This window comes from Marinococcus sp. LNSP9103-4 (genome assembly GCF_056034345.1).
On record NZ_JBQLIA010000021.1, the window covers coordinates 1 to 25418 of the forward strand.

Consider the following 25418-nt stretch of genomic DNA (forward strand, 5'->3'; position numbering starts at 1 on the left):
TACCGTATCAACGGGGATTCTGTCTCTTTTTTATTGATAATGGAAATAATTGTTAATAAACCCGCAACATAAAAGTACATATAATACAAAAATCCCCCTATATACTTTTTATACAGGAGGAATTTCTTTTTATTATTCAGTTATTCCGCGAGAACGTCCTTCACTGGCTCCAGTGCGGCGAGAAGCTCTTCATCAACCTCCGGAAACGCTCTGGTCCAGTGCAGAAAACCGTGGATCATACCTTCTGCCCGGCGCAGGCTTACCTGCCCGCCAGCCTGGTCAATAGCTTTGGCGAATGCCTCTCCTTCATCACGAAGCACATCGTTTTCGGCAGTAACGATATGAGTAGGCGGAAGCTCCCCAAGTCGTTCAAAAACGAGCGGAGCGAGGTATGGATCCTCTTCATCTTCTCCGTCAGCATACTGTTCCATAAACCATTCCAGATCCCGGAGCGGCAGACCATATCCTCCGGCAAACATATCCACCGAAGGGAAATCATGCTCCCCGCTGACGCTTGGGTAAAAAAGAAGCAGTGAAGCCACCTTCGGGCCGTTTTCTTCCAGCGCGCGTATAGCAGTCACAGCTGCCAGGTTGCCACCCGCGCTGTCGCCGGCCAGAGCTGTCCTTTCCGCGTCCAGCTGGTGCGGCTCCGCATTTTCCATCAGCCATAGCAGCGCATTGTATGCATCCTCCGGCGCTGCCGGAAAAGGATGCTCGGGCGCAAGCCGGTAATCCACGCTCACGACTGCACAATCCGACTCTTTGGCGATGGCACGGCAAATGTGGTCGTGTGTCCCAATATTCCCAATCACAAATCCGCCGCCGTGATAGTAAACAATGGTCGGGTAGCGGTCCATCTCGGTATCAGGGTAATAAATCCGGAGCGGTATTTCCCCGTATTCTCCGGTAGTCATTATATCCCGGATACCTCCGGCTTCATCGACGTTAACGTGGGACGTAATAACGTCGATGCTGTCATTGAACTGGCCCCGGGCTTCTACCGGCGTCAGCTCGTGCATCTGCATCATGCTTTCCTGTTCTTCTAAAATTGCCTGCAGTTCTTCGTGCACAGCCATATTATCTGCCCCGCTTACTCGTCTGCTGCATGGATGGCGTGCTTTTCATTCAGTTCGTTGTAATCGAGCTGAAGCAGCTGCAGCCAATCCTGCACGTATTTTTTGGCATTATCCCGTTCGAACTGCTCCCATTCATTTTCGAGCCCGAATTCTTCCACCTGTTTTTCGAAAGATAAAAAACGGTCCTCTTGTTCCAGTGCTTTTTTCAGGGATTCCTCTTTATCATCCGGCTGCTTCGAGGCAAAGTCCTGCATCAGCCGTGTACTTTCTGCTTTCGTAATCGTCGGGATAGCTACAAGATTCGCGCTTTCCTCCGAACTCCAGGAAAGCGGCGTATCCTCTGATACTGTTTCGACAAATACCAGTCCGAGCTTTTTATCCAAAACGAACATAAACTCATCAAACTGCTGCAGGTATGCTTCTACTAAATCATCCATCAATGCCATATTATTCGTGCCCCTTTTTCTTGATTTCAATTCTTTCCGTTAATTTCGCTTTTACCTCCGGCCATTCCTCTTTTATAATGCTGTAAACAGCCGCATTGCGCACACGCCCATCCGGGAGCTTGCGCTCATTACGCAGAATGCCTTCTTCAAAAGCTCCCAGCTTCTGAATTGCTTTCCTGGCAGCTTTGTTCTGTTCATCTGTTTTAAACTGTACACGAACAACCCCCAGGGTTTCAAACGCATATGTGAGAAGTAAATATTTGCACTCCGTATTTACGCCGGTGGAACGGACCCTTTCACTGTAATACGTAGATCCAATCTCTGCTGTTTTCCGCTGCGGGGAAATATCGTAAAGCCTGGTCGATCCCACAATGGCGCCGTCTTTTTTCCGCTTCACAACAAACGGCACCGTATCTCCCTGCTGATACAGCTTCAAAGCTTCCTCGACGATCATTTTCATATCGTGTTTATTATGCATCTTTCTCGTCATGTATGTCCAATTGGAAGGCTCTGAGGCGATTTCAAACAATGAGTCTGCATGTTTTTCCTCCAGCAATTCCAAATCAAACTGCTCTCCTGTTAACCGCAATGTATTAGCTCCATTTCCTTTAATCGGATGTACTTATCATATCACTCCAGGCCTTAAGCCAAAAGTAAAAAGCAGCACCTCCCGGGATGCTGCTTACTGTGTTACTGCCCGGACAGCACTCTGCTTTTCAAAGCCCCGGTTCCGGAATGCTTTTTTCTCTTTCGGGGTAAAAGCATTGTATTCTTTAAGGAAAGCTTCATATTGTTTTAAAATTTCGGAGGCTTCTCCTTCAGCTTTCACTTCTCCAAATTCAAGCCATAGTATTTTGTTGCAGAATTCTTTCATCTGCGTCAGCGAATGGCTGACAAAAAACATCGTTTTCCCCCGCTGCTTAAATTCGTGCATTTTATCCAGGCATTTTTGCGCAAAGGCTTTATCCCCTACAGATAAAGCTTCATCTACAATAAAAATATCCGGATTTACAGTGATCGATATGGCAAAGCCAAGCCTTGACTTCATACCGCTCGAATACGACTTTACCGGCTGGTCAATGAACTGCTCAAGCTCGGAAAACTCGATAATATCCGGCTCCATTTCCCGGATTTTCCGTTTGGAAAACCCGAGCATCAAGCATTTCAGCTCGATATTTTCCCGTCCGGAAAGCTTTCCGTTCAGCCCCGTGGAAACAGAGATCATCGCAGCTTCCCCATTCGTCTTTACCGAGCCCTTCGTTGGCGGAATGGTGCCGGAAATAATATTGGAAAGAGTTGATTTCCCGGAACCATTGACTCCTACGAGTCCAATGATATCCCCTTTGTCTGCTTTAAACGAAACATTGTGCAGAGCGTAAAACTCTTCCCCGTAGCTTTTTGGCAGAAGCAGATCCTTCAGCCGTTCAGCATGCGTATCATACAGCTTATATTTTTTTGAAACATTTTTGACTACGACGGATTTTTTCATTTTTTCTCCCCCGTCTCTATCCTCATTGTGTGATTTATAAAACTATCCGCACTGCCGGTTTACAGAAAATCCACAAAATGCCGGCGGAAGCGCACATGCAATACAGCTCCAATACTGAAAAGCACAAAAACCAACGCCCAGAAATAAAGGGTGTAGCTGGCATTTGTAATGAAGTACCATTCCCCGTAAAAAAAGCTTGCCCGATACCCTTCCACCAGGTAGTACATCGGGTTGATTTTCATTACAGGAATCAGCCAGTCAGGCAGCCGGTTGTCCATCGGCCACAGTATCGGAGTTAAATACAAAAACACCCGGATGGAAGATTGAATAAATACTTGAAAATCCCGGACAATTACCGTAAGCGTAGAGGTGATCATGACCACGCTGAGCACAAGCAGAATAGCTGCCAGCAGAAAATACGGAATTTGAAGATAATACACGCTGATCGGATGCCCGGCAAACTGCATGTAAACAATCGTAATCGCAAGCAGCGCCAAATGTGGAAAGAGCCTTGAGATCACCACGTAGGCTGGAATAATGCTCGTCGGAAAGTTCATTTTGGAGATCATTTTTATCTTTGAAAAAATAGCTTTTGACCCGTTGGTTACCCCGGGCTGGATAAAAAACCACAGGATAATGCCCGCAAGCATCCAGGTCAGAAACGAAATGCCATCTACGTCGCTCCGCTGGCGGATCCCATAGCCAAAAGCAAACCAATAAATGGCAATAAACAGAAGCGGACTGATGATTTCCCAGAAGGAACCAAGGTAATTGCTTTTGTTTTTAATTTTTGTTTCATATACCGCCAGCCGGTTGATCAGCGGAATGCTCGTCCATAATTCTTTCGCTACGGTTCGTACTGCATTCATATTGTTTCCCTCTTTTATCCTCTGCCCAACTAATTAATTTGCGTTGAACACTTTTTCCACCACACGCTTGGCCGCATAGCCGTCTTCCCACTGATTGAACTGTTCTTCGAAATCGGCAACCTCTTTATGGTAACGTTCCCGAATCGTGTCGCTGTTTTTCACTTCTTCGATGATTTCTTCAGTGTTCATCACAAGCGGCCCCGGGGCTTCCTGCTCAAAGTCAAAATAGAACCCGCGCAGCTTATCCCGGTAGCTGTCGATGTCATACGTATAAAATATCATCGGGCGCTTTAAAATGCCATAATCAAACATCACAGAAGAATAATCTGTAATCAGCACATCGCTGACCACGTAAAGGTCCCGGATGTCCTCATACGCAGAAGCATCAATCGCAAAATCCTCGTACCCGGTAACATCCAGATGATCAGACACCAGGTAGTGCAGACGCAGAAGCAGTACGTATTCATCTCCGAGTTGTCTGCGCATTTCCTCTAGATCCATCGAAAGGGTAAATTTGTATTTCCCAATAAAATAGTATTCATTGTCCCGCCACGTTGGAGCATAAAGGATAACCTTTTTGTCTTCCGGAATACCAAGATTTTCTTTGACCTGCTCGACGTCTGAATGTGAATAATGATGAAGGTAGTCGTTTCTGGGGTAACCCGTTTCAAGCAGATTATGTCTGAATTCAAACGCCCTCCGGAAAATCTGGGCGGAATAAGGATTCGGGGCTACAAGATAGTCCCAGCGCCCGGCTTCATACAGGAAATTCCTTTTGTATTTTTCCGTCGTCGTGCCCGGCATCGTCACTTCATTCATATCTTTGGCGAGTTTTTTGAGAGGTGTGCCGTGCCACGTTTGAATGTACACCGTTTTGTCCGGCTTCGGAATCCATTTTGGCAGCCGGCTGTTAAATACCCAGTACCTGGCGCGCATTAAAACAATAAACCAGCGGAAAGAGAAGCGTTTGATTGTCTTCAGGCCCCGTTCATCAAAAAGCTCCTTATACCGGTGGTCAATGCTCCAGTAAAACCTCAGCTTGGGGTAATCCTGCTGCATTTGTTCATAAATCGCACGCGGGTTACAGCTGTACTGTTTGCCGAAAAAGCTTTCAAAAACAATAATGTTTTCATTTTTTGGAAGCTTCCCGAGCACCGATAGGACCGCTTTGTAGAAGTTTTTGCCGTTACGCAGCCTTTTAATTTTTTTCCATCGTTTCGTTACCCGCTTTTTCACATTTTTCCATGAGCGTTTAAATTTCTTTTTGTATTTTTTCGTCCATTTCTTTTTTGCCATTATCGTCCCTCAATTTTTTAAAAGTTCGTATTTTGGATGCTTTGCAGCGCATCTTGTTCCATTCTATCAAAAAAGAGCTTAACAAAAACGACAAACTTACAAAACAGGTTTAAGTTTTTGTAAATCATTGTTAATTTTGATGGCAACAAAAAAAGGGAGAGAACATCTCTCCCTCCCCGGCTGCTCAGGTTCTCCGCTTAGGCAGGCGAAGCCTCTTTGAGTGAAGATTAATAATTTACGAGCAGTAATTCTTTTTTGATTTTCGTCGTCGAGATGTCAGCAGTGCGCGGCAGATAAACTACTTCACAGTATGGGCGGAGGAAATCGAATTTTCCGTGCCAGTCATCACCCATCACAAAGGTCGTAATATCGTGATCGAGTACGTCGTCGATTTTCTGCTCCCAGTTTTCTTCCGGGATGACTTCATCTACATAGCGAACCGCTTCCAAAATCAGCTTACGCTGCTCATACGTGTAATATGCTTTTTTGGATTTCAAGTCATTGAATTCGTCTGTCGATATTGCTACCACCAAATAATCTCCAAGTTCTTTAGCTCTGCGAAGAAGATTAATGTGCCCCCAATGCAGCAAGTCGAACGTGCCGTAAGTCAATACTTTTTTCATAGTAATGCCCCCCTATATTCCGTTAATTTTACTCTGTATTTTATTCTTCTACACAAATAATTTTCTCAACAAATTCTTCATTAAAAATTTACATTTATCAACTTGACGCGTTAATTGTAACACATATACCCTGTCAAATATGTCGTCTAATCGTGGGAAGTGGGATGAACTTTCTATAAAACTATGTGACAACCGCGACAACCTTCACATCTTTTCACACATTTAAAGATATTTTAATATAGTTTATGGGCTGCTGCACGCCACAAAAAACGGAGCAGAATGGTTCTGCTCCGTCATCTGTTTTCTTCTTCAAGCTCTGCTGCAGCCTGGAAAATGCGCGCAGCATTCTGCTTATCTGAATGACTGAAAATCATTTCCCTGTTCTCGCTTACTGCTTTTTTTTCGATCCAGCCGCGCTTCAAATGACGCCGCAGGCTTTTCAGCAGTTCTTCCTCCGAATGCACAACATCTCCAAGAAAAGTCTCTTCAAGCGGACGGAGACTGCCTCCCTGGAAAAACCGTTTCGTATCGAAATGATAATAGATAACCGGCTTCTGCATATACGTAAAATCAAATGAGACGCTTGAGTAGTCTGTGATCATCAGCATACTTTCCTTTAACAGCTGCTGGACCGTTTTTTTACCCAGTTTGACTACTTCGATTTTATCACTGTTAATTTTATCGAAAGCGTCTGTGTACTGCTGCATCCGGTAGTGCGGATAAAACTGCAGCACCACGTCATTTTTCTCTAAAAACCGGTGCAGCCTCGGATTTTCCAGAAAGCTTTTGTACCGGCGGTAATATTCCGATTCCAAAAAGGTTTCCTTGGAATGCAGCCACTCCCGCCAGGTCGGAATAAAAATAATTTTCCGCTCCGCCGCCGGGCCCTCCAGGAGATTATCAAACCGTGAAAGTCCCGTCACCTGAACAGTCTCTTCATCATAGTGCATCTTTTTCATAACCATTTTCTTTTCACTTTTCGAGCTGACGCAAAACAAATGAAACGGATATTTATAGTATTCCCGGTTATATTCCACACGCTTTCGCCCAAGCACGCCGTGCTGCAGAAAGACCCGCAGGCCGTTCCGGTAGGATTCCATTAACGAGCCTTTAAACGGAAGAAAATATTCAATGTCATGCGAACCGAAAAAGGCTGTCGCCCGCAGACAAACGTCCACGTGCTCATCGCTTCCGATAATCAGAACGTTCCCAAGCTTTTCTACAGCTTCACGGTCCATGGAGTCTTTCTCAATCGCATAGTACACGTCCATTTCCGGGTGTACGGTCCGGCAGTACTTGAAAAAATGATACCCTGTATCCTGCGCCGTATCCGGACGTTCCCCGACAACCCACACTGCAGGCTTTTTCCCAGCCCTCTGCATTCTGGCATTTTCTTCCCGGAGCTTCAGGAAATGCTTACGTGGATACGTTGTCGTCTCTATTTTCACATTCCCGCGCGGCGTATAGGTTACATACCAGGAAACCGCCTGATCCCCCTCTTCAAGCACCCAGGAATGCAGGATTTCATCTTTATAATAGATAAAATCTTTTTTCCCAAGCTTTCGTTCGTGCATGAATTCTCCGGCATGCAGACGGATATGCATATCCAGCACAGCCCTATCACCGTGAAGCGAGCGGAAATCCTCGAAGGCCGCTTCTGCTTCAAATTGCACCCAGTTATCTTTCAGGTACTGGTTTTTGATGGCAAAGTGATGCTCGTCTTCCGTTTCCCGGTTTTTTATCACTACAGTAACCCGCTGTCTCGGCCGCAGGTTACGTGTCAGTGTTGTAAAACGGGCCTGCCCTTCAATAATAAATTTCCCGTTTTTCACCTTCATCGATGTAATATCCTTGGCAATGTCGATTTCATCTATGGAGAAGGCTACACGTTTACTTGTCGTCCGGTAAAACTGGTGGCGGTAAATTTTGTCCTGGTGGTACCATTCAAGCTTTGTATTTTTCACGAGGTTGCCGCTGTTGGAACGCAGCCGGTAATCAATCTCCTCTTCGTTTCTGGTAACACGCAGGTAAAGATCCGACCGCCCGAGCCGGTAGGGATGCTTTCCTCTCCCGGCTTCATTTTTAAATAAATCCGTCACTTCTCCGTGAAAAACGTATTGCGCCTGTTTGGAATGCAGCTTATACACATGCACCGGCACAGATGCTTCTTCATTAGTGTCTCTGTTTTTCCATACGAGCTCCCAGGCGTCCGGAGTGTAGCGGTTCCAGTAAATCGTGCCCCGGAAATGAATAGTTCCCTGTTCATAGCTTGCCCGGACCGTATACAGTTTGACGTTTTCTGTCTGAATCATAACCGAAGCCGAATAATTCTGGGTGCGGTACAGCCGGAAGCTGACCGCCCCTTTTTCATAATGAGGAGCATACCACTTGGATGCTTTCACCATATCCTTGGCCGGCATATGAAGACGATGCCGCCATAACGGCTTCTCACTGGCATCTGCGATATAAAAATCCCATACTCCTGTAAAATGACTTGAAGCCTCAAGCTTTACAGTCGACGACCACCATTTATCATTCTTCCATTCCACAGGGTAATAATATTTTTTCGGTTCTCCGCGCTTTTTCAGAATCAGTTGAAGCTTTGACGGCCAGCCGTTTGCTTCAAGCAGATGCTTTGAAGCTGTGCCGAGCAATACCCATCCTTGATCTACTGCTTCTACATCCATCAAATATGCAGGGAAGAGCTTCACTTTTTTTCCCGACGGCCTGGTAACTTTTAGTTCCAGGTTGTTAAATTTATTGATTACCGGTCTGAATAAACATCCTTTTTCGTTTACACTAATTGTCCCCTTCTGCAGCCAGGTCGTCCCGCTCCTTCCAGTTTTCAAACGATAACGAATTCCTTCCCGCCGGTTCGAAAGCACCGCATAGCCGACCGCTTTAAAAGGAATATCAGCCGCCAGTTTTTCAAGCAGTACGTAGGGCACATAGCCTTCAAACGTTGAAAAGCTCCGTCCGTTTCTCGTGTCAGACGTAAAAAAACGGAGCGGCACCCTGATCCGGTTTTCCCATTCCGCTCCTCCTGCCCATTCGATAAAAGAATATTCCTCTTCAATTCGCTTTGGCAGCCGGTCATCTCCAATTTCAATGCGGATTGTTATACCATGGTCGTCTCCAAGCCATTCCTTCGTCCGGCAGCTGTACTGTTTTTCCTTCCACGGGGACTCTCTTTTCTTCAGCTGCTGCACCGGTGTCCGGTAATGCGTTTTTATTGCTGGTGCCTTCATCTCGACGCTCTCCTCTGTTGTCAAACTCTTTTCACTATGTAAAATGCGGACGCTCTGAAGGGTCCGCATTACGTTTCATATTAGTATAGCATATGCGTATTAGTAGCTTCTATACGCGAATGGGCGCGTGTACGTTTCGGTCAGACGGGCTCTCCAGGCAAAATCATCCTCCGCATGATCATGGCGCCTTGGGATCCATTTTTTCCCGATAATCATCGTTTCCGGCCGGTCCTTTGTATACTGCTTCCATTCCGGTATATCTTCATGCCCGGGATCTCCTTCCCTGGCGAACCGAACCCAGGCGTCCTGCATCCTGCGGGTGAGCCCCGGGCTTTCATTTATGCCCAAAAGCATCCGGTTCCGGAGGGAAAACGCTGTTTTAACCGTATTAAACAAATACCCGAGCTCGAGTCCATGGCAGGCTTTCAGCCAGCGTGCTTCCATATTGAATCGGTATTGATACACTTTCCCTCCTGCCCGGGAATAAAGCTCGCTGAGTTCTGTGTGATATAAACGAAACGCCCGGTCTGTAAACATTTGCATAAAAATCTGCGAGCGGCTCCATTTAGGATATCTTTTCTTATAGTCATGATAAACAGCCATCGTTGTCTCTTCCGACATATGTTCGTATTTCCGAAGATAAAATAATACATACGTATCCACTGATTTTTTCTGGCGCAGCTCTGGAATCAGCAGCTTGAAAAAATGCATCTCATTGGCAGTGGAGCCGTGAAGGAGCTGCACCTCTCCTGCATTTTCCTGAATTGCCCGTTCTACATCAAATGGAATAATTTCTCCATCTGGTGTGGGGGCAAATATTCTGGAGCCGTTATACGGTCCGTTGGAGGTGAAGTTTTTGTTCACGAACGACACCGTAGTTTTTACAAGGCTTTCTGCCGGGATCGTGCAGATGTCATTCATGGAATGCAGGCCGAGCTTGTAAATAAGCTGATCCGAAATGTTCACCGCATCCTCCACCGAACGTGCAAGCCCGGTAATCACTCCGCTCTGGGCGATGACCTTCTGAAAAAGCCCACGGGCAGCAGGAGCAGCGAGCAGGGCCGTTACACTGATGCTGCCGGCTGACTCTCCAAAGATGGTGACGTTCTCCGGGTCTCCGCCAAAGCTTTCAATATTTTTCCGGACCCAGCGGAGTGCTTCCATCTGGTCGAGCAGGCCGAGGTTTTTCATATAGGCCTGTTCCGGTCCGCAAATGTTCTCTGCATCCAAAAAACCAAACATCCCCAGCCGGTAATTAATACTCACCACCACCACTTCTCCCCGGGAAGCCAACGATTTCCCGTCATACAACGCCTCCCGGTTCGATCCGCTGTTAAAGCCGCCGCCGTGAATAAACACCATCACCGGCCGGCGGTGCACTGGTTCTTCGTCCGGTCTCCAGATGTTTACATTCAGGCAGTCCTCCGATTCGGTACCCTTTCGGAGGCCTTCCACGGTCTGCGGGCAGGAGGGGCCATAATCCAGAGCACTGTACACTTCTGTGGATTCGCCCAAACGCTGCGGCTTTTTAAACCGCTCCGCCTCTGCGTATTTTATTCCGAGATACTCCTGAACATATTTGTATAAACGGCCTTCGTATATTCCTCCGGGTGCATGCAGCCGGACAGTACCTTTTGATTTTTTCATTTTATCCTCCATATATACAAAGCGTTATATTTATTTTTTAGTAAGAAAATATGTATATTTTAATTCTTCGTGATATTAGTCGACGGAACAATGGCCAGGTTACGTATAAGCAGCTACATATTTTTACAAATTTTTACTTATCGTTATGATATTCGTATTTGCAGCTACTCTTTTTACTATACAAATAATAAAAAAAACTGCAATACCCCAAAGTCGGGGACTGCAGTTTTCAGTTATCAGTTTTTAACATCGGGATTGCTGACTTCTGTATCACGTTTATTCATTACGTAAAGAACGCCGAAGACGATGAGGACCACAACACTGAATAACGCAAGCACCCCGTAGCCTTCCCCTAAAAATCCAGCCCTGTATACGAGAGAGCCAAAAACGCCGCCGAGCGCCGGCGCCGCTACCGGAATCCAGGCATACGGCCAGTTGGAATCCCGTTTCCCGGCGATCGGCAGCAGGGCGTGGGCAATACGCGGTCCCAGGTCCCTGGCCGGGTTGATGGCGTAGCCTGTGGTACCGCCGAGCGACAGCCCGATCGCCCCAACAAGAAAACCGACAATAAGCGGGTTCAGGCCTTCCGTGAACTCGTTTGCACCTATACTGTTTAATACGAGTAAAAATACAGCGGTCGCGATAAACTCACTCAAAAAGTTCGCAAACCGGTTCGGAATCGCCGGATCAGTTGAAAACGCCGCCAGCTTTACATCAGCATTCTCCGTTTCCTTCCAGTGCCCGAGAAAGTGCCAGTACACAACAGCTCCGCCGAGCCCTGCTCCTATAATTTGAGAAACGATATATCCGGGTACATCCGCCCACGGGAACGCTCCAATAGAAGCGAAGCCGAGAGTAACGGCTGGGTTTAAATGCGCACCGGAAAACTGCCCGACGGCGTAGACCCCCATCGCCACGGCGAACGCCCACCCGAGCGCTATAACAATCCATCCTCCTCCCTCTGCTTTCGATTTGTTTAAGTTGACGTTTGCGACCACACCGCCGCCAAAAATAATAAGTATCATCGTGCCAATGATTTCCGCCAAATATATCGACATTTTTCCAGCTCCCTTGTAAGCGTTTGTAATTGCAGACATAAGTATCGACAGCCGTTCCATTTTCTGGAAACGACTAAAAAACCGCACACTCCGCTCCATCTTGAGCATTTAGTGTGCGGCTTTCATTCGACTCAGCCCGATATATTAACTTAGAAAAACTGTAGCATGAAAAGAAAACGCTGTCAATTTGATTTGGAATACAGAGTTTCATTTAGCCTCTTTTTACTGGCTGGCTTCTTCCATAAATAAAGCGGCCGACCGAGCAATTAACGGTCAGCCGAATACGCCTTATTTATTTTTTATCCTTCGAATTATTTTTTCCGCCATTTGCCTGTTCGGCAGAATTTCTGCTTCCCTGCCATTGTTCCTTTTGGTCGGCTGTATTTCCGGTATCTTCACCTTCCATATCAGCGATGGAGGCGTCTTCTACTTTTTCCACCCGTCCTTCCTTTTCTTCCTCTTCTTCCTGATCACTTGTGTAGCCGGTCATTTCCGGATCATCGGATGGCGTCTGGGAAGTACTGTGTTCACTTACCGCTTCCCACGTATCTTCTTTATCAAAAGCGACATTTTCTTCCGTTTTTTCCTGCTCCGGTCCGGGGTTAACCACGTCTTCTTCCACGGGATGGTCCTGGGCAGGCTTATCGCTGCCGGCATGGTCTACACAGCGTGTCGTTTCCGGCACAATTTCAAGGCGTTCATACGGAATTTCTCTGCCGCAGACTTCGCACTTACCGTAATTTCCGTTTTCCATTGCCTCAAGGGCATGATCGATGTTTTCAAGCTGTTCCCGGGCCTGATTATTTAATGCTGCGTCTTTCTCCATTTCATGCAGCTCCGTACCCTGGTCGCCCGGGTGATTGCTGTATTCGGAAAGTTCACCGATGGTTTCTGTATTGTTATTAGCATTTCCTGTTTCTTCTGCTTCAATTTTTTCTTTATTTTCTTCTTTCATTTCCAAAAGCTGATTTTTTAATGTTTTTTCCTGTTCTGCCGTAATCATTTGTATCCCTCCAGTTTTGTCTACTACCTCTTTACCCATTTATCCTCTATATTGAAAATGCTTTTTTTCAAAAACGTTCATAATAAAATAAACCGTGATTGCTTAGCTTCTTTTCCCACGGTTCACTGATATATAAACACGGGCCCCCATAAAATATGTCAGCTGCTCCCATCTTCTGTTTTGACCATTCCGTAGACTGCCTGATTGACATAACCACCGGCAAGGCGCTCTGACTCCTTTAATGTCCCTTCCAGTTGAAATCCCAGCTTCTCCGGCACCGCCCTGCTTTTTATATTTCCTTCAGCGCAGCGGATTTCCACCCGGTGCAAATCCATTTCGTCGAAGGCATAGTTCGTAAAAGCTTCTACTGCCTGAGTCATGATGCCTTTTCCTTCGTATTCCTTCCCAAGCCAGTAGCCGAGGCCCGTTTTTTTATTTCCCCAGTCCACTTCGTGGTAGTTAATAACGCCGGCAAGGCTCCCCTCAACCCTTATACCTGCTCGAAAACCGCCTCCGGCTGCCGCCTGCTGGAGCATCCTATCAATGTTTTCAGCAGTATCCTGAACCGATTCGACATTGTCCACCCAGTTCATCCATTCTTTTAAGTGTTCACGATTTTCATCAATGAGAGCAAACAGTTCCCCTGCGTGCTCTTTTTGAAGCAGCAGCAGCTCCAGGCGCTCGTTAATTTTATACGCAAACATAGAATGTCTCCTTTTATTTCATTATCAGCATGTCCTGCTCGTCGAATTCCCAAAATTCTGCGTATGCCGCTTCCCAGAGGTGGCCATCCGGATCTTTAAAATACCCGCTGTAGCCTCCCCAAAAAACCCATTCCGGTGCTTTTACGATCCTGCCCCCGGCACCGGCTGCCAGTTTCATGACGCTATCCACTTCTTCGGCAGACTTCGCATTGTACGCAAGTGTGATCCCCGAAAAACTCTGGGCCGCTCCCTCCATTTCTTCTCCGGTTTCTTTTGCCAGTTCCTTTAATGAATACAGAGCAAGTTTAGTGCCTTTGTTATTAAAAAATACAATACCCGGGCCGTCTTCAGTCGAAGCAGCCTCAAAACCGAGTCCATCCCGGTAAAATTTTCTGGAAACAGCAATGTCCCTGACACCAAGTGTAATAAGGTTAATTCTATTCATAGCTTCGTCCTTCCTTATTGAGGTTCCACATTCAAAACTTCTTTAATTGTTATTTCGCCGGGTCTCCTCATTTTCCTTTTTCATTTCCCTCGAACCGCTGGGCAGGTCATTTCGGCGATGCGGCGCGTTTCGCCCTTCATTCAAAGGGGAACGGTCCATTACAACCAGACCTACTATAAGGAGGAAGAAAAATTATGAGTAAGACAATATTTATTACCGGTGCTGGCACCGGCCTTGGAAAAGGAACAGCGATTGGCCTGGCGAAAAAAGGCCACCGCGTGATTGCTGCAGTGGAGATAATGGCGCAGATTACAAGTCTCCGGGAGGAAGCAGAGGCAGCGGGTGCGGATCTCGAAGTGATTAAGCTCGACATTACCAACAAGCGGGATCAGCAGTTGATTGCGGACTATGACTATGATATTTTCGTTGCCAACGCAGCCATCGGTGAAGGCGGCCCAATAGCTGAAATACCGGTCGACCGCGTTCGCGAAATTTATGAAACCAATGTGTTCAGCACACTTGAGAATGCACAGATTGCTGCTAAAAAATTCGTAGAGAAAGGCGGCGGCAAAATAATCTTTCTCAGCTCTATCGTCGGTGTTGTGGCTATGCCATATTTGGCCCCATACGGTTCCACTAAACACGCCATCGAGTCCATCGCGAAATCTATGAAGGCAGAGCTTGAAGAATTCAATGTCCAGGTGGCCACCATTAACCCCGGCCCGTACGAAACTGGCTTTAATGACCGGATGTTTGAAGAAAAGTGGAAATGGTATGATCCGGAAAAAAACTTTACACCGGAAAAATCAATCAGCAGCATGGAGCAGATGCTCGACAGCCAGTTTGACCCTGACGATATGATTAACAAAATGGTAGAAGTCATCGAAGCAGACCATCACGCCTTCCGGACGGCTCATCCGCAGGATACGGAGGATCAGATGAAGCAGGAGGAAAAGCAGAACTGGGATGCCCGTATATAAAAAATAAACCGGCCGCGTGCCGGTTTATTTTACGTTCTGATCCATATGAAGAAATTTCATATCGGTGTCTATCTGCCCATACAAATACTGTTCGGAAAGGTCTTCCCCTTTCAGCCAGCAGGAGAAGTCAATTTCGTAGGGATCGCGGCTGCCTCCAAGCGCGAACCACGCTTTTTGCTCCTGCAGGAGGTAGCCGGCGGTATGAATCGTGCCAGCCCAGCTGTGATAATTATCCGAAAACACTCCGCCGCTGGTATTATTTAACAGCCGGTACGCCTCTTCTGCTGAAGGGCGTACCTGTTTTTTCTTTTCCATAACCTCCTGACGGGCTTTCGAATCCACTAAATAATGCCGGTTTTCTTTCGGCATTTTTTCAAAGTGATTCGTACAAGTTTGATCCTCCCTGGCGATAACTCCGCGCGGTGACGCTTCCACTACTTTGGAAACACCTTTCGTGTCCTGAATCACGTAGCTGAACGAGTGGCGGTGCGGAATTTCTTTCAGCATATCGACCGCCTCCTCTACCGATGCACACACCTCCAGGATTAAGCGGCCAATCATGGAGCAGATAAATCCGTCTCCCGGCTTTTTCCGGTGCATAAAATTATAGCCCATCGCAAGCTGTTTTTCGTTCATGCCGTCCATCCGGCCGGTTACCCGCTGCGAGGGGCCAATCATCGCATAGCCCTGATCCGCCGGCTGAAACAATGTGTACCTGCCCTCGTAGGTTTTTGGGTGATAGTCGTAATTGCGCACCAGGTAATCGTCTCCGGTCATAATAGAGCAGCCCGATTTAGGTATCTCAAGACGATAGCCGGAAAAATGCATAATGATTTTTTCCATGCTCCATTTCAAACCGTCCTGCAGCCCTTCAAGCTCCTCCCAGATACCCGGGGCCACTTTCATAAGCGCCTCTTTCGTTTCCGCTATATCCACCTGAAACCGCGGCTTTCGTATTTTCCATTGCTTATCCCGGTTTTCAACGGATAATGACCCGGCAAGAAGTTTTCCCTGGTATTTGCCAAATTCGTAATGAGTGCCGCGAAACTGTACCACGCTGCTGTATATCTCTTTCACATTGTCACCTTCATTAAAAGAAGCAGATTTATTCTTACAGTTGAAAACTTACATTTAAATATTCTTTAGTCAATAAAGATCTTCGCGTTTATTTTGCAAATAATTCAGTTCTCCCCGGGCTGTTTTTGTTTCATTTAAATTAATTTCTATAATCCCTAACTCTTCATTATGACCTGCCTTATACAATGATATCCCTTCCGGGCTTACGACCTGACTTTCGCCGAAAAAAATATTATCCACGTGCAGGCCTACTTTATTAGCTGCTGCCATAAATACATGGTTTTCCATCGCCCGAGCATGCAGATATGTATGCTGATACCGCTGATAAGGTGACATATTTGCTGCCAGTACAAATATGACCTCTGCGCCCTGTGAAGCTAAAAGCCTCGGCATTTCAGGGAACTCCATATCAAAGGTAATCAGCACTCCCGCTTTCCCTTCCGGCAATTTTATGATATCTGCTTTACTTCCTGGAGAAAAATAGACAGCTTCGTTCCGAAATAGATGTGTTTTTCTATAAACGTCCTCTATGGAACCTTCTTTATTTATAAAAACTGCCGAATTATACAATTTGTCATTCTTTTTTTCTGGAAAACCAGCCAATATTCCTATGGATGAGGAGAAAGCAGCTTCTCGTAGTTTCTTTATGCTTTCACCATCGGTCGTCTCAGCGAGGTCAAAAAGCTGGTCATCCATTACATAACCACTGAGAAATAATTCAGGAAAAATGAGATAGTCTACTGCCTTTTCTTCTGCTTCTTTAACCGTACTTAACATTCTTTTAAGGTTTATTTCTTTATTTAATAATTCGCATTTCAGTTGAGCCAGCCCTATGGTAATTGAACTTTTTCCCAACACCACACCTCCACCATCGCTTTTATTCTTTTTTGTATTTTTTGATTTTCTTCGAGACAGTAGACTGGTCTACTTCCAGAACTTCTGCTGTCTGGTATGTATTTTGAAATGTTTCATATACTTCCATAATTAATTTCTTTTCCGCCTTCTCTCTCACTTCTTTCAACGTCGGATACTTCTTTTTGGTCATGTCTTCTGTTTTTGTTTCAAATTCATTACTGGAGGGCTTCTCCCATTCTCCCGTATACATATCATTTGTAACAACAATACGTTCTATATAATTAGAAAGTTCTCTAATATTCCCCTGCCACTTATTTGAATATAAATCAGCCTGCATTTCTTCTGAAAAAATTACTTCGCGGCCGTATTTATGGTTAAACTTTGCTAAAAGCTGCACGGCTAAATCAAATATGTCTTCCTTCCTTTCCCTTAAAGGAGGAATGGTTATAGGCACCACATTAAGCCTGTAATATAAATCCTCACGAAACTCTTTACGCTCTACTAATTCTGCCAAAAGCTTATTCGTTGCTGCCATTACTCTCACATTAATTTTCTGTTCGCTTCTTCCGCCTAATCTTCTTATTTTATTTTCTTGAATAACTTCCAGTAATTTAGACTGCATACTATATGGAAGTTCAGCAATTTCATCCAAGAAAATAGTTCCATTATGAGCAGCTTCAAACAAACCTATTTTTCCATTTTTATCTCCACCTGTAAAAGCTCCTGCTTCATATCCAAATAATTCCGCTTCAATTAAACTCTCCGGAAGCGCTCCACAGTTAATTGTAACGAAGGGCTGGTCTTCCCTTTTGCTTTTCTCATGTATCAATTTAGCGACCGCACTTTTTCCAACACCTGACTCTCCCAGCAAAAGCACCGTAGAATCCACTTCCGATATATTATTAATAATGGTTAATATCCTTTTCATTGGCAGTGAATTAAAAATTAAAGATGAATTTTCTTCTCCTGCCGGAGAGGAGAAATTAGTAAAAATATATATATAATTTTTTTCAAATAACGTGCATTTGCGCACATATATTATTTCATTATTCACAGATTCCATCGTTTGATAAAGCTTTTTTCTCTGTAAGGATTGTCTGAAAAAGCTCCGCCACTCCAGAGAAAATAAATCACTGCCTTCTTTAAAATGGATAGGCAGTGAAGAATAAAGCATCGTTTCTTTTCCATGTATTTCAATAATGTTTTCATTTTCATCTGTCACTATAACTAACTGCTGGGGAAAGTTCACCGCCGGCCTCCTTTTGATGATTTTTTTCATCAAGATGATACAAATCATCGATTTTACAGTTCGTTGATGATTTTTAGCATCAATGAACTTATATTTTATTTTAAATTATCTGAATTATCAACCCTTTTAATGTTGGCATGGTTTTTGCATTGATATTTAAGTAGAAAGGATGGTGACTTATGCATATAGCATTAGCTCAAATAAAGCCTGTATTAACCAAAACAGAAAAAAATTTAAATTTATTAATATCTTCGCTGGAGGAAGCTAAACAAAAAGGGGCGGAGGTAGTTCTCTTTCCAGAAATGTCTCTAACCGGCTATTTACAAAATAAGAAAGACATCGAAAGCCTCTCTCTTTCTATGGATTCCCCTGCGATCCAAAAGCTTTGTCAGGCTTGTCGGAGGTTAGCCGTGGATGCAGTGTTTTCTTTTCCCGAAAAGGATTCAGAAAAGTATTTTATTACAGCAATATACGTTGATGGATCCGGTCAAATTCTTTCCAAGTACCGGAAAACTCATTTATTCGATGAAGAGAAAACTGCTTTCTCCCATGGTTCCGACTACCCCGTTTTCCCTACAACTTACGGCAAAGTCGGAATGATGATATGCTACGATCTCGAATTCCCTGAAACGGCCAGATTATTGCGTGCTAAAGGTGCTGAAATCATCTTAATACCAACAGCTAATATGAGTCCCTATGAAAAGCACCAGGATGTGTATTTGATGAGTCGGGCGATGGAAAACGAAATTCCTTTAGCAATATGCAATCAAATAGGAACAGATGATGATTTACACTTTTTCGGTCACAGCAAAGCCGTGGACCTAAATGGCGAAACTCTTGTGGAAGGCGGGGAAACAAGTGGAATATCAATTGGCAATATACCAATTAAAGCTGAACGGGACCCCAAACTTAACTACCTTAATAATATTAATAAAAATATCTATCAAAGCCTTGAAAAATATTTAAAATAAGGAAGGTGAACGTTAATGGCGGCAGGAGAATTAAAAAGAACGCTTACTCTTTATCAAGTTGTTTTATTCGGCCTCGCATACATGACCCCAATGATAGTGTTCGGCACGTACGGGGTTTTAGCAGATACGACCAACGGTTTTGTACCTTCCGCCTACCTGTTTGCTATGATCGCTATGCTCTTCACTGCTTACAGCTATGGTCGGATGGTAAAAGCTTTTCCTATTTCTGGTTCAGCTTACACTTATACAAGAAAGTCGATCAGCGCCCCCGTAGGTTTTATGGTCGGTTGGTCGGTTTTATTAGATTATTTATTTCTTCCTATGGTCATATGGCTGATTGGCGGCGTTTATTTAAATACTGCTTTCCCCTTCATTCCTGCCTGGGTATGGATTGTAGCTTTCATCGTAATTACAACTATTATTAATATAATTGGAATAACTACCACTACGAAGGTCAACTTACTTATGATGATCTTTCAGCTCTCAGTGGTTACCTTATTCGTTGTTCTTTGTATTGTGAATTTAGTCCAGGGTATGGGGACGGGCACAATATTTGCTTTAGAACCGTTATTTAACAGCGACGCTGAATTTCCTTTAATATTAGCAGGGGCCTCAATAGCCTGTTATTCATTTTTGGGATTTGATGCTGTTACTACACTTTCTGAAGAAACCATTAAACCTGAAAAAACTCTTCCTAAAGCTATCATATTAATTACATTAATTGGCGGCGGCATTTTTATCGCAGCTTCCTATTTCTTATATCTCGTGTATCCTGATTTCAGCCAAATCAACAATGCAGATTCAGCTGCTTTAGAAATTGCCTATCAAATTGGAGGTAACCTTTTCAGCGCTATTTTCTTGGCAGGGTTAATTTTAGCCCAATTTGCATCCGGGCTTTCCGCTCAGGCCAGTGGTTCCCGGCTGCTTTATGCGATGGGAAGAGACGGAGTACTGCCTAAAAAAATATTTGGCTTTATTAACCAACGCTCCCGCACACCAGTTTTAAATATAGTCATCGTGGGGATTGTAGGTCTCCTGGCGTTAGTGCTTGATATTACCACCTCTACTTCCTTTATAAATTTTGGAGCTTTCATTACGTTTACTTTTGTAAACGTATCGGTTATCGCTCATTACTTTATAAAAGAACAACGTCGAAGAGGCAAAGATCTTCTGTTGTTTCTTGTTATTCCACTAATCGGTGCTGCTTTTGATATTGCGTTATTTATAAACTTAGATCAAAATGCACTATTGTTAGGTACAATCTGGGCCACTGCAGGATTTATCTATTTAGTTTATTTAACTAGATTTTTCTCCAGGAAAACTCCTGACTTAACGATCGAATAGTATTTCACTTTTCAAAAAATCAGCAGCAGCCGATCGGCTGCTGCTGATTTTTAAGCTTAGCGATGCTTTTCCCGGTATTCCTGCTCGAGTATGCTCATCATTACAGCATGATAATACTGGTGGTCGTAGTAACGACACTCGCGCTTCATTCCTTCGTGCACAAATCCAAGCTTTTCATATACGTGAATCGCCCGGGTGTTAAACGAAAAAACTTCAAGTTCAATCCTATGGAAATTCAGCTTCCCGAACCCGTATTCAAGCATCAGCTTTGTTGCTTCAGTGCCGAAGCGCTGCCCGATATAGTCGTCAAATATAATCATTTGAAACCTCGCCTGCCGGCTCGCCGGTGTGTCGATATCAATAAACGAAGTATCCCCGATTAATTGATCATTTCCCTGCATGAAAATGCCGAGCCGGACGTCTGCATGGGCATCGGTACCTTCGATATAGCGCTCCACATCCTCCAGCGTATAAATATGGCTGGCGCCGGTAAACTGGCGGGCAATGTGATTATTATTAAACGCTTCGTACAACGCCGGTATTTCTTCTTTCGTGTAAGGACGCAGGTACAGCTGCTCTCCTTCAATTGCTTTTACTAATGGCTGCATATCTATCCCCCATTTATTCTCTATTATCCTGGTATACGATCATCGCGCTGAAATAAAAGAAGTTCATTGCAAACTGAATATCTGTTACTTCGATGCCTGCATCGTCCAGAAAGGCATTCACTTTCTTGTCGAGTCCTTTATCGCTTATGGCGTAAAACGTTTTTATCCTCACGTCTCTCCTCCTCAGCATTTCCTATTATCTATTGTACCAAAAGCAGGTATGATAAAAGGAGAACAGGAGGGAAAAATATGGAACGAATTTATTACGGTGAGCACTCTGAACAGTTCGGAGAACTTCGCCTGCCTGAGGGAGAAGGTCCTTTTCCTTTAGCAATAGTTATTCACGGAGGATTTTGGCGAACACCTTTTGGTCTCGATATTATTCAGGACGTGGCTGAGGATTTAACCCGGGAAGGCATTGCCACATGGAACATTGAATACCGTCGCGTTGGGCACGAGGGCGGTGGTTGGCCCGGAACGTTCAATGACGTTGGCAGGGCCGCTGATTACGTGCGCGAGCTCGCAGCCACCCGCCCCATTGACGTTCGACGAGTGTTTACCATTGGACATTCCGCAGGGGGACAGCTCGCCTTATGGCTCGCTGCCAGGCCATCCCTGCCCGCTACCAGCGAATTGTCCCACTTCGCTGACCCGCTATCCATATATGGAGCGGTAAGTCTCGCCGGGGTGCTTGATTTACATCTAATGCACGAGATACATGACTACCGCAACAAAATCACAAACGCCCAGGAACCATCGGACCCTGTCGCCGATCTGCTTGGCGGCTCCCCGGACGAATTTCCTGAACGCTATACTGAAACGTCGCCGTTTGACCTGATCCCTATCGATGTCCCACAGATAATCGTGCACGGAGCGCTCGACGTGAACGTGCCGGTAGGCATCAGCGCGCAGTACCATCAGGCGGCCAAAATCGGCTACCGGTCCATCCGGTATCTCGAACTCCCGGATGCAGAGCATTTTATGCTTACCGATATCCAGACCGATGCGTGGAGCCTGATTAAAGAAGAAATCCATGAGATGCTTTCTCTATAAAAAAACCGCGAAAATAATTTACTAATATTTTCGCGGTTTTTTATAATGCTTCACTGTACCTTTTCAGCCCTTTCAGTATATCCTTAGCAAGCTTATTCGTCAGCGGACGTACGAGCGCCCCAAGCACCCGGCCAAAACGGTGGTTTTGACGGGATTCGTACGTCTGGACGACTTCGGTCCATGCCGATCGCTCTTTTAATTCATAGGTAATGACTATATGCATTTGCTGGAGAGTCAATTCATAGCTGAATAACTCCGGCTCCTTCACACTTAGATTTCTCCCTTCAGATACGTAGACGGAGCGCCCAGCTTTCTGGGTCTGAGTAAATAACGCACCTTCCTTTTCAGGTGAATGCTCATATGTAATGTCGATAATTTCTGGACTCCACTCTGCCCGCTTCTCTGGATCCGTTAAACAATCATATACTGTCTTCCTGGATGCTTTTATCATGATTTCATGCTTCATCTTATCCCTCCCTGTGCTTTGGCTACTAAAAAAACCGGCAGAAGGGCCGGTTTTATTGAGACTGCAGATGAAAACCAATATGTTCAAGCGCAGATTCCAGATTTCTTGAGATGTGGATATTCATTTTTAAAATTTCATTGTTGCTTAATTCATGCTGGGCGATCGCCGGAGATATTCCGGTCAGTAAAATGTTAACTCCCATTAGCTTCAGGGCATGAATGACATTAATAAACACGTGCGGAAACTCACCATCCACGATCACAAGCCCTGACAAATCAATCACAAGGTGCTCAATTTTTTGGTCTGCCGCGTACTCCAGAACGGTACGGGTAATAATTTCAGCCCGTTTTTCATCAATAATTCCCTGAACCGGAAGAATCGAAATACCTTTTCTGACCGGAATAATCGGCACGTTTAAAAATCCGAGGTTGTACTGGGTGTGGTCGAGCTCGATAATATGTGCAAGCACCTCTCCCATGGCTTTTAAGTAGTCCACATCCTCCTGGCTGAATATTTTTTCCTCGGGATCCATAACACACAGCGTGCCGAATACATTGCCGTTCAGATCGGTCAGCGTGACACCGAGGAATCCTTTCATCTGCAGCTGGGAGGTTACCTCCAATTCTCTTGTCATCACATCTTTTGTCAGGTCTTCTGTACAGAGTGCGTCTTCCTCGTTCATAATAATTTTCCTGCAGTACGTATCACTGTATTCTACCGAATAGCCTTCGGGAATAATTTCTTCTTTTTTATTAAACGTGCTGATGACAGTCATTTCATTGTTGCCGCGCTTTGTAATATACGCTGTATTCACATCAAGCTGGTCGGCTATTAAATCAAACATTTTCTGCGAAACAGATTTGAGTGACGGGAATTCAGTCGAATCCAGACTATATTCTTTTTGCAATTTATGTTCCTCCACATTTAGATTGATTGAGGGGATGATTTGTACATTAGAATTATTATAATACGTTTCCCCTTTCTAAACAATACATGTGTCTTTAGTACGATATATTTATGTACTAATTATGTAATTCATCACAAAGATAAATTATCAAACAAAAAAGCCAGGGAAGATCCCTGACTTATTCATTATACGCACGAACCATATAGAGGGCGTTGTCCACATACCCATGCTCTGAAGCGTGCGGGCGGTCATCACCGTCACCGTAGCCGTAATCAAGCATCCGGTTCCGATTCAGGCACAGCTTCACCATGGTCGGCTGAAAAAGATTAAAAAGCTCAAAGCGTCCATTCAGCTCCGGAAAGCATTTTTCGTACGCTTCCATTGTTTCCACAGCCATTTTCCAGAATATACTTTCTGTAAGTAAGTTCTTCCGGTCGAGCAGATCCGCCAGATAGCGGAAGTGGCAGATGAACAACCCGGTGAAAATGAACTGCACAAGTCCTTCTGGCGGCTCGCACCGAAGAACCTGCTTTAACTCCTCTGGAAGCTCCTCGAGCTCCGGCAGCTGCTGATCGCTCACATTCACATCATCCACAAAGTCTTTCATGATCAGCCGCTGCGGGGCATAGTTCTTTAATACAACAATTGTATTCTGCCCGTGAGGAGAAAAAACGGTGCCGTATTTATACATGTAGTGCAGCAGCGGAGGGAGCAGGGAATCAAACAGCTGCTTTATCCACGCTTTCGTACTTAACCCTGAACGTTCCACATACTCCTGAACCAACAGCTTTCCATTCGCATCTTCGTGCAAAAGAGCCGCCAGCGTTACTGGCTTTTCTTCATCCTCCACTGCCGTATAAATACTTTCTCTCCAGACAGCACCCAGCATCTCTGTATACTGGTACGGCACTCCCTGCAGATGATGAAACCCGGGATGCGGCACATCGATTGTTTCTGTTTCCCCGAGCAGCCCCACCTCACACGTATCCCGCAGAAAAGGGTCTTCGTCCTTGATGGCTTGAATCCATTTGGTCACCTCTGGTGCCACTTTTGTCCGCTCGCTTGGCAGCCCCCGGTAAACGAGTGTATTTAAAATACTTAGCGGAAGCTTCACATGTTTTTTTGTTTTATGCTCTGTGTTGACGAACGTACGAATCGATTGCTGCGGAAGGTACGCATCTTTTGAATACGCCAGAGGAATAATCCACCCTCTGGCAATATACTCAGCGTAGAGCGTTACGATGTAATTGTCCCACTGCCAGTCATGCACCGGCATGTAATAATAGTCATCCGGTTCTTCCCCGGCACGGCTTATTAGACTGCTAAAATAATTGCGCTCGGTTTCATCCAGCTCCTGCTCTATTAACTGGCGGTAACCATCAGAATGCAGGGTCTGAAACGAAGCAGCTTCCCTGTGGACCGCTATCCAGAATAAATGGACTTTCTGCTTATGTTCAGGGGCATAAGAAAGATAATCCTGAAAGCTGAAGCCAATTCGGCCTTTATTATATGTGATCCACGGATGGCCGTTCATTTCTCCTTCGAGCAGCAGATAATCCATGTCTGCAAGCTCGGCAGCCGTCGTCCTTTTGTCCAGCAAATAGCAGTCTGCTGTCAGGGTATGATAATATTCTTTCAGCAAATGCCCCGCTGTTTCACTCGAAATTGGAGCTGTTTGCTGTAGTTCAAGCAGAAAAGCGTCCGCCCGGACCGGCGCTTCTGATTTCCCTTCTTTTTTCACTATGCTTTCCGGATACACGTGGACACTGTCAAAAAACCGCTTGCGCGCCGAAAATGCATAAACTGCCTGAGCTGTTTTCACTTGAAGCTTCTGCAGCTCTCCCTCTTCGGTAACCTCTGCGTCGATAATACCCTCGTACAGGAATTCCTGAAGCATTTTAGCCGTTAACCGCCGGTTCGCCTCCTCCCAGTGCAGCTGTTGGACAGATTCCGCGGACTCCGCCGTATATGAATTCATCTGCTTCCTTCCTTTCTTTTAATATT

The 25418-nt window shown here is 45.1% G+C and carries 25 protein-coding genes; 4 read left to right on the plus strand and 21 right to left on the minus strand.

The window, feature by feature from the left end:
• Nucleotides 1-140 precede the first annotated feature (140 nt).
• The 13 genes from ACTRXG_RS13095 to ACTRXG_RS13155 all read right to left on the minus strand — a co-directional run bounded on the left by ACTRXG_RS13095 (nt 141) and on the right by ACTRXG_RS13155 (nt 13904).
• Nucleotides 141-1076 carry an alpha/beta hydrolase gene (locus ACTRXG_RS13095; RefSeq protein ID WP_474263709.1) on the minus strand — a complete coding sequence of 312 codons (936 nt, stop codon included), beginning with the start codon at nt 1074-1076 and terminating at the stop codon, nt 141-143.
• 14 nt (nt 1077-1090) lie between these two features.
• Nucleotides 1091-1522, minus strand: coding sequence for a UPF0158 family protein (locus ACTRXG_RS13100; protein ID WP_022793658.1), 432 nt, complete (start codon nt 1520-1522; stop codon nt 1091-1093).
• Nucleotide 1523: 1 nt separating this feature from the next.
• A complete protein-coding gene (locus tag ACTRXG_RS13105; RefSeq protein WP_474263711.1) occupies nt 1524-2111 on the minus strand; it encodes a GNAT family N-acetyltransferase in 588 nt (195 codons plus the stop codon).
• 93 nt (nt 2112-2204) lie between these two features.
• On the minus strand, nt 2205-3011 hold the full coding sequence (tagH, locus tag ACTRXG_RS13110; RefSeq protein WP_322526046.1) for a teichoic acids export ABC transporter ATP-binding subunit TagH: 807 nt from the start codon (nt 3009-3011) through the stop codon (nt 2205-2207).
• A gap of 59 nt (nt 3012-3070) precedes the next feature.
• A complete protein-coding gene (locus tag ACTRXG_RS13115) occupies nt 3071-3880 on the minus strand; it encodes an ABC transporter permease (RefSeq protein WP_462864959.1) in 810 nt (269 codons plus the stop codon).
• Between the two features lie 33 nt (nt 3881-3913).
• Nucleotides 3914-5176, minus strand: coding sequence for a CDP-glycerol glycerophosphotransferase family protein (locus ACTRXG_RS13120; protein ID WP_474263713.1), 1263 nt, complete (start codon nt 5174-5176; stop codon nt 3914-3916).
• 227 nt (nt 5177-5403) lie between these two features.
• Nucleotides 5404-5799 carry a glycerol-3-phosphate cytidylyltransferase gene (gene tagD, locus ACTRXG_RS13125; protein ID WP_022793663.1) on the minus strand — a complete coding sequence of 132 codons (396 nt, stop codon included), beginning with the start codon at nt 5797-5799 and terminating at the stop codon, nt 5404-5406.
• A gap of 293 nt (nt 5800-6092) precedes the next feature.
• On the minus strand, nt 6093-9047 hold the full coding sequence (locus ACTRXG_RS13130) for a CDP-glycerol glycerophosphotransferase family protein (RefSeq protein WP_474285358.1): 2955 nt from the start codon (nt 9045-9047) through the stop codon (nt 6093-6095).
• 99 nt (nt 9048-9146) lie between these two features.
• Nucleotides 9147-10694, minus strand: a complete 1548-nt coding sequence (locus ACTRXG_RS13135) for a carboxylesterase/lipase family protein (protein WP_474285359.1) — start codon at nt 10692-10694, stop codon at nt 9147-9149.
• Between the two features lie 236 nt (nt 10695-10930).
• Complete coding sequence (locus ACTRXG_RS13140) at nt 10931-11752, minus strand: MIP/aquaporin family protein (protein WP_474285360.1); 822 nt, start codon at nt 11750-11752, stop codon at nt 10931-10933.
• Nucleotides 11753-12044: 292 nt separating this feature from the next.
• Complete coding sequence (locus ACTRXG_RS13145; protein ID WP_474285361.1) at nt 12045-12755, minus strand: TraR/DksA C4-type zinc finger protein; 711 nt, start codon at nt 12753-12755, stop codon at nt 12045-12047.
• 158 nt (nt 12756-12913) lie between these two features.
• Nucleotides 12914-13459, minus strand: coding sequence for a GNAT family N-acetyltransferase (locus tag ACTRXG_RS13150; protein ID WP_474285362.1), 546 nt, complete (start codon nt 13457-13459; stop codon nt 12914-12916).
• A 13-nt stretch (nt 13460-13472) separates the two neighbouring features.
• Nucleotides 13473-13904, minus strand: coding sequence for a VOC family protein (locus tag ACTRXG_RS13155; RefSeq protein WP_474285364.1), 432 nt, complete (start codon nt 13902-13904; stop codon nt 13473-13475).
• A 194-nt stretch (nt 13905-14098) separates the two neighbouring features.
• Between ACTRXG_RS13155 and ACTRXG_RS13160 the strand changes: the two genes are divergently transcribed.
• Nucleotides 14099-14884, plus strand: a complete 786-nt coding sequence (locus tag ACTRXG_RS13160) for an SDR family oxidoreductase (protein WP_474285365.1) — start codon at nt 14099-14101, stop codon at nt 14882-14884.
• 24 nt (nt 14885-14908) lie between these two features.
• Here ACTRXG_RS13160 and ACTRXG_RS13165 read toward each other — a convergent pair whose 3' ends face one another.
• From ACTRXG_RS13165 to ACTRXG_RS13175, 3 genes are all read right to left on the minus strand, one after another.
• Complete coding sequence (locus ACTRXG_RS13165) at nt 14909-15961, minus strand: C45 family autoproteolytic acyltransferase/hydolase (protein ID WP_474285367.1); 1053 nt, start codon at nt 15959-15961, stop codon at nt 14909-14911.
• 69 nt (nt 15962-16030) lie between these two features.
• The gene (locus tag ACTRXG_RS13170) at nt 16031-16816 is read right to left on the minus strand and encodes a carbon-nitrogen hydrolase family protein (RefSeq protein WP_474285368.1); all 786 of its coding nucleotides are present in this window, start codon (nt 16814-16816) and stop codon (nt 16031-16033) included.
• A 22-nt stretch (nt 16817-16838) separates the two neighbouring features.
• Nucleotides 16839-18065, minus strand: a complete 1227-nt coding sequence (locus ACTRXG_RS13175) for a sigma-54 interaction domain-containing protein (protein ID WP_474285370.1) — start codon at nt 18063-18065, stop codon at nt 16839-16841.
• Nucleotides 18066-18244: 179 nt separating this feature from the next.
• Here ACTRXG_RS13175 and ACTRXG_RS13180 point away from each other — a divergent pair, with 179 nt between their 5' ends.
• Together ACTRXG_RS13180 and ACTRXG_RS13185 are read left to right on the plus strand one after the other, a co-directional pair.
• A complete protein-coding gene (locus ACTRXG_RS13180; RefSeq protein WP_474285372.1) occupies nt 18245-19036 on the plus strand; it encodes a carbon-nitrogen hydrolase family protein in 792 nt (263 codons plus the stop codon).
• A 15-nt stretch (nt 19037-19051) separates the two neighbouring features.
• Nucleotides 19052-20380 carry an APC family permease gene (locus tag ACTRXG_RS13185; protein WP_474281721.1) on the plus strand — a complete coding sequence of 443 codons (1329 nt, stop codon included), beginning with the start codon at nt 19052-19054 and terminating at the stop codon, nt 20378-20380.
• Nucleotides 20381-20436: 56 nt separating this feature from the next.
• Here the strand turns inward: ACTRXG_RS13185 and ACTRXG_RS13190 are convergent, their stop codons facing one another.
• On the minus strand, nt 20437-20988 hold the full coding sequence (locus ACTRXG_RS13190; RefSeq protein ID WP_474263739.1) for a GNAT family N-acetyltransferase: 552 nt from the start codon (nt 20986-20988) through the stop codon (nt 20437-20439).
• A 13-nt stretch (nt 20989-21001) separates the two neighbouring features.
• Entirely contained in the window at nt 21002-21160 is a 159-nt protein-coding gene (locus ACTRXG_RS13195; protein WP_322526058.1) for a hypothetical protein, read from the minus strand.
• 77 nt (nt 21161-21237) lie between these two features.
• Between ACTRXG_RS13195 and ACTRXG_RS13200 the strand changes: the two genes are divergently transcribed.
• Entirely contained in the window at nt 21238-22041 is an 804-nt protein-coding gene (locus ACTRXG_RS13200; protein WP_474285374.1) for an alpha/beta hydrolase family protein, read from the plus strand.
• A gap of 40 nt (nt 22042-22081) precedes the next feature.
• Here the strand turns inward: ACTRXG_RS13200 and ACTRXG_RS13205 are convergent, their stop codons facing one another.
• The 3 genes from ACTRXG_RS13205 to ACTRXG_RS13215 form a co-directional block, all read right to left on the minus strand.
• Entirely contained in the window at nt 22082-22507 is a 426-nt protein-coding gene (locus ACTRXG_RS13205; RefSeq protein ID WP_474285375.1) for an SRPBCC family protein, read from the minus strand.
• A 52-nt stretch (nt 22508-22559) separates the two neighbouring features.
• Nucleotides 22560-23414, minus strand: a complete 855-nt coding sequence (locus ACTRXG_RS13210) for an STAS domain-containing protein (protein WP_474285377.1) — start codon at nt 23412-23414, stop codon at nt 22560-22562.
• Between the two features lie 178 nt (nt 23415-23592).
• On the minus strand, nt 23593-25392 hold the full coding sequence (locus ACTRXG_RS13215) for an IucA/IucC family protein (RefSeq protein WP_474285379.1): 1800 nt from the start codon (nt 25390-25392) through the stop codon (nt 23593-23595).
• Nucleotides 25393-25418: the final 26 nt, after the last annotated feature.

Coding starts and splice junctions, on each gene's coding strand:
- tagH (WP_322526046.1), bottom strand. CDS start 3,011: ATGAAAAAATCCGTCGTAGTCAAAAATGTTTCAAAAAAATATAAGCTG.
- ACTRXG_RS13205 (WP_474285375.1), bottom strand. CDS start 22,507: ATGAAGCATGAAATCATGATAAAAGCATCCAGGAAGACAGTATATGAT.
- ACTRXG_RS13115 (WP_462864959.1), bottom strand. CDS start 3,880: ATGAATGCAGTACGAACCGTAGCGAAAGAATTATGGACGAGCATTCCG.
- ACTRXG_RS13120 (WP_474263713.1), bottom strand. CDS start 5,176: ATGGCAAAAAAGAAATGGACGAAAAAATACAAAAAGAAATTTAAACGC.
- ACTRXG_RS13180 (WP_474285372.1), top strand. CDS start 18,245: ATGCATATAGCATTAGCTCAAATAAAGCCTGTATTAACCAAAACAGAA.
- tagD (WP_022793663.1), bottom strand. CDS start 5,799: ATGAAAAAAGTATTGACTTACGGCACGTTCGACTTGCTGCATTGGGGG.
- ACTRXG_RS13095 (WP_474263709.1), bottom strand. CDS start 1,076: ATGGCTGTGCACGAAGAACTGCAGGCAATTTTAGAAGAACAGGAAAGC.
- ACTRXG_RS13185 (WP_474281721.1), top strand. CDS start 19,052: ATGGCGGCAGGAGAATTAAAAAGAACGCTTACTCTTTATCAAGTTGTT.
- ACTRXG_RS13100 (WP_022793658.1), bottom strand. CDS start 1,522: ATGGCATTGATGGATGATTTAGTAGAAGCATACCTGCAGCAGTTTGAT.
- ACTRXG_RS13200 (WP_474285374.1), top strand. CDS start 21,238: ATGGAACGAATTTATTACGGTGAGCACTCTGAACAGTTCGGAGAACTT.
- ACTRXG_RS13140 (WP_474285360.1), bottom strand. CDS start 11,752: ATGTCGATATATTTGGCGGAAATCATTGGCACGATGATACTTATTATT.
- ACTRXG_RS13135 (WP_474285359.1), bottom strand. CDS start 10,694: ATGAAAAAATCAAAAGGTACTGTCCGGCTGCATGCACCCGGAGGAATA.
- ACTRXG_RS13130 (WP_474285358.1), bottom strand. CDS start 9,047: ATGAAGGCACCAGCAATAAAAACGCATTACCGGACACCGGTGCAGCAG.
- ACTRXG_RS13215 (WP_474285379.1), bottom strand. CDS start 25,392: ATGAATTCATATACGGCGGAGTCCGCGGAATCTGTCCAACAGCTGCAC.
- ACTRXG_RS13160 (WP_474285365.1), top strand. CDS start 14,099: ATGAGTAAGACAATATTTATTACCGGTGCTGGCACCGGCCTTGGAAAA.
- ACTRXG_RS13155 (WP_474285364.1), bottom strand. CDS start 13,904: ATGAATAGAATTAACCTTATTACACTTGGTGTCAGGGACATTGCTGTT.
- ACTRXG_RS13150 (WP_474285362.1), bottom strand. CDS start 13,459: ATGTTTGCGTATAAAATTAACGAGCGCCTGGAGCTGCTGCTGCTTCAA.
- ACTRXG_RS13190 (WP_474263739.1), bottom strand. CDS start 20,988: ATGCAGCCATTAGTAAAAGCAATTGAAGGAGAGCAGCTGTACCTGCGT.
- ACTRXG_RS13145 (WP_474285361.1), bottom strand. CDS start 12,755: ATGATTACGGCAGAACAGGAAAAAACATTAAAAAATCAGCTTTTGGAA.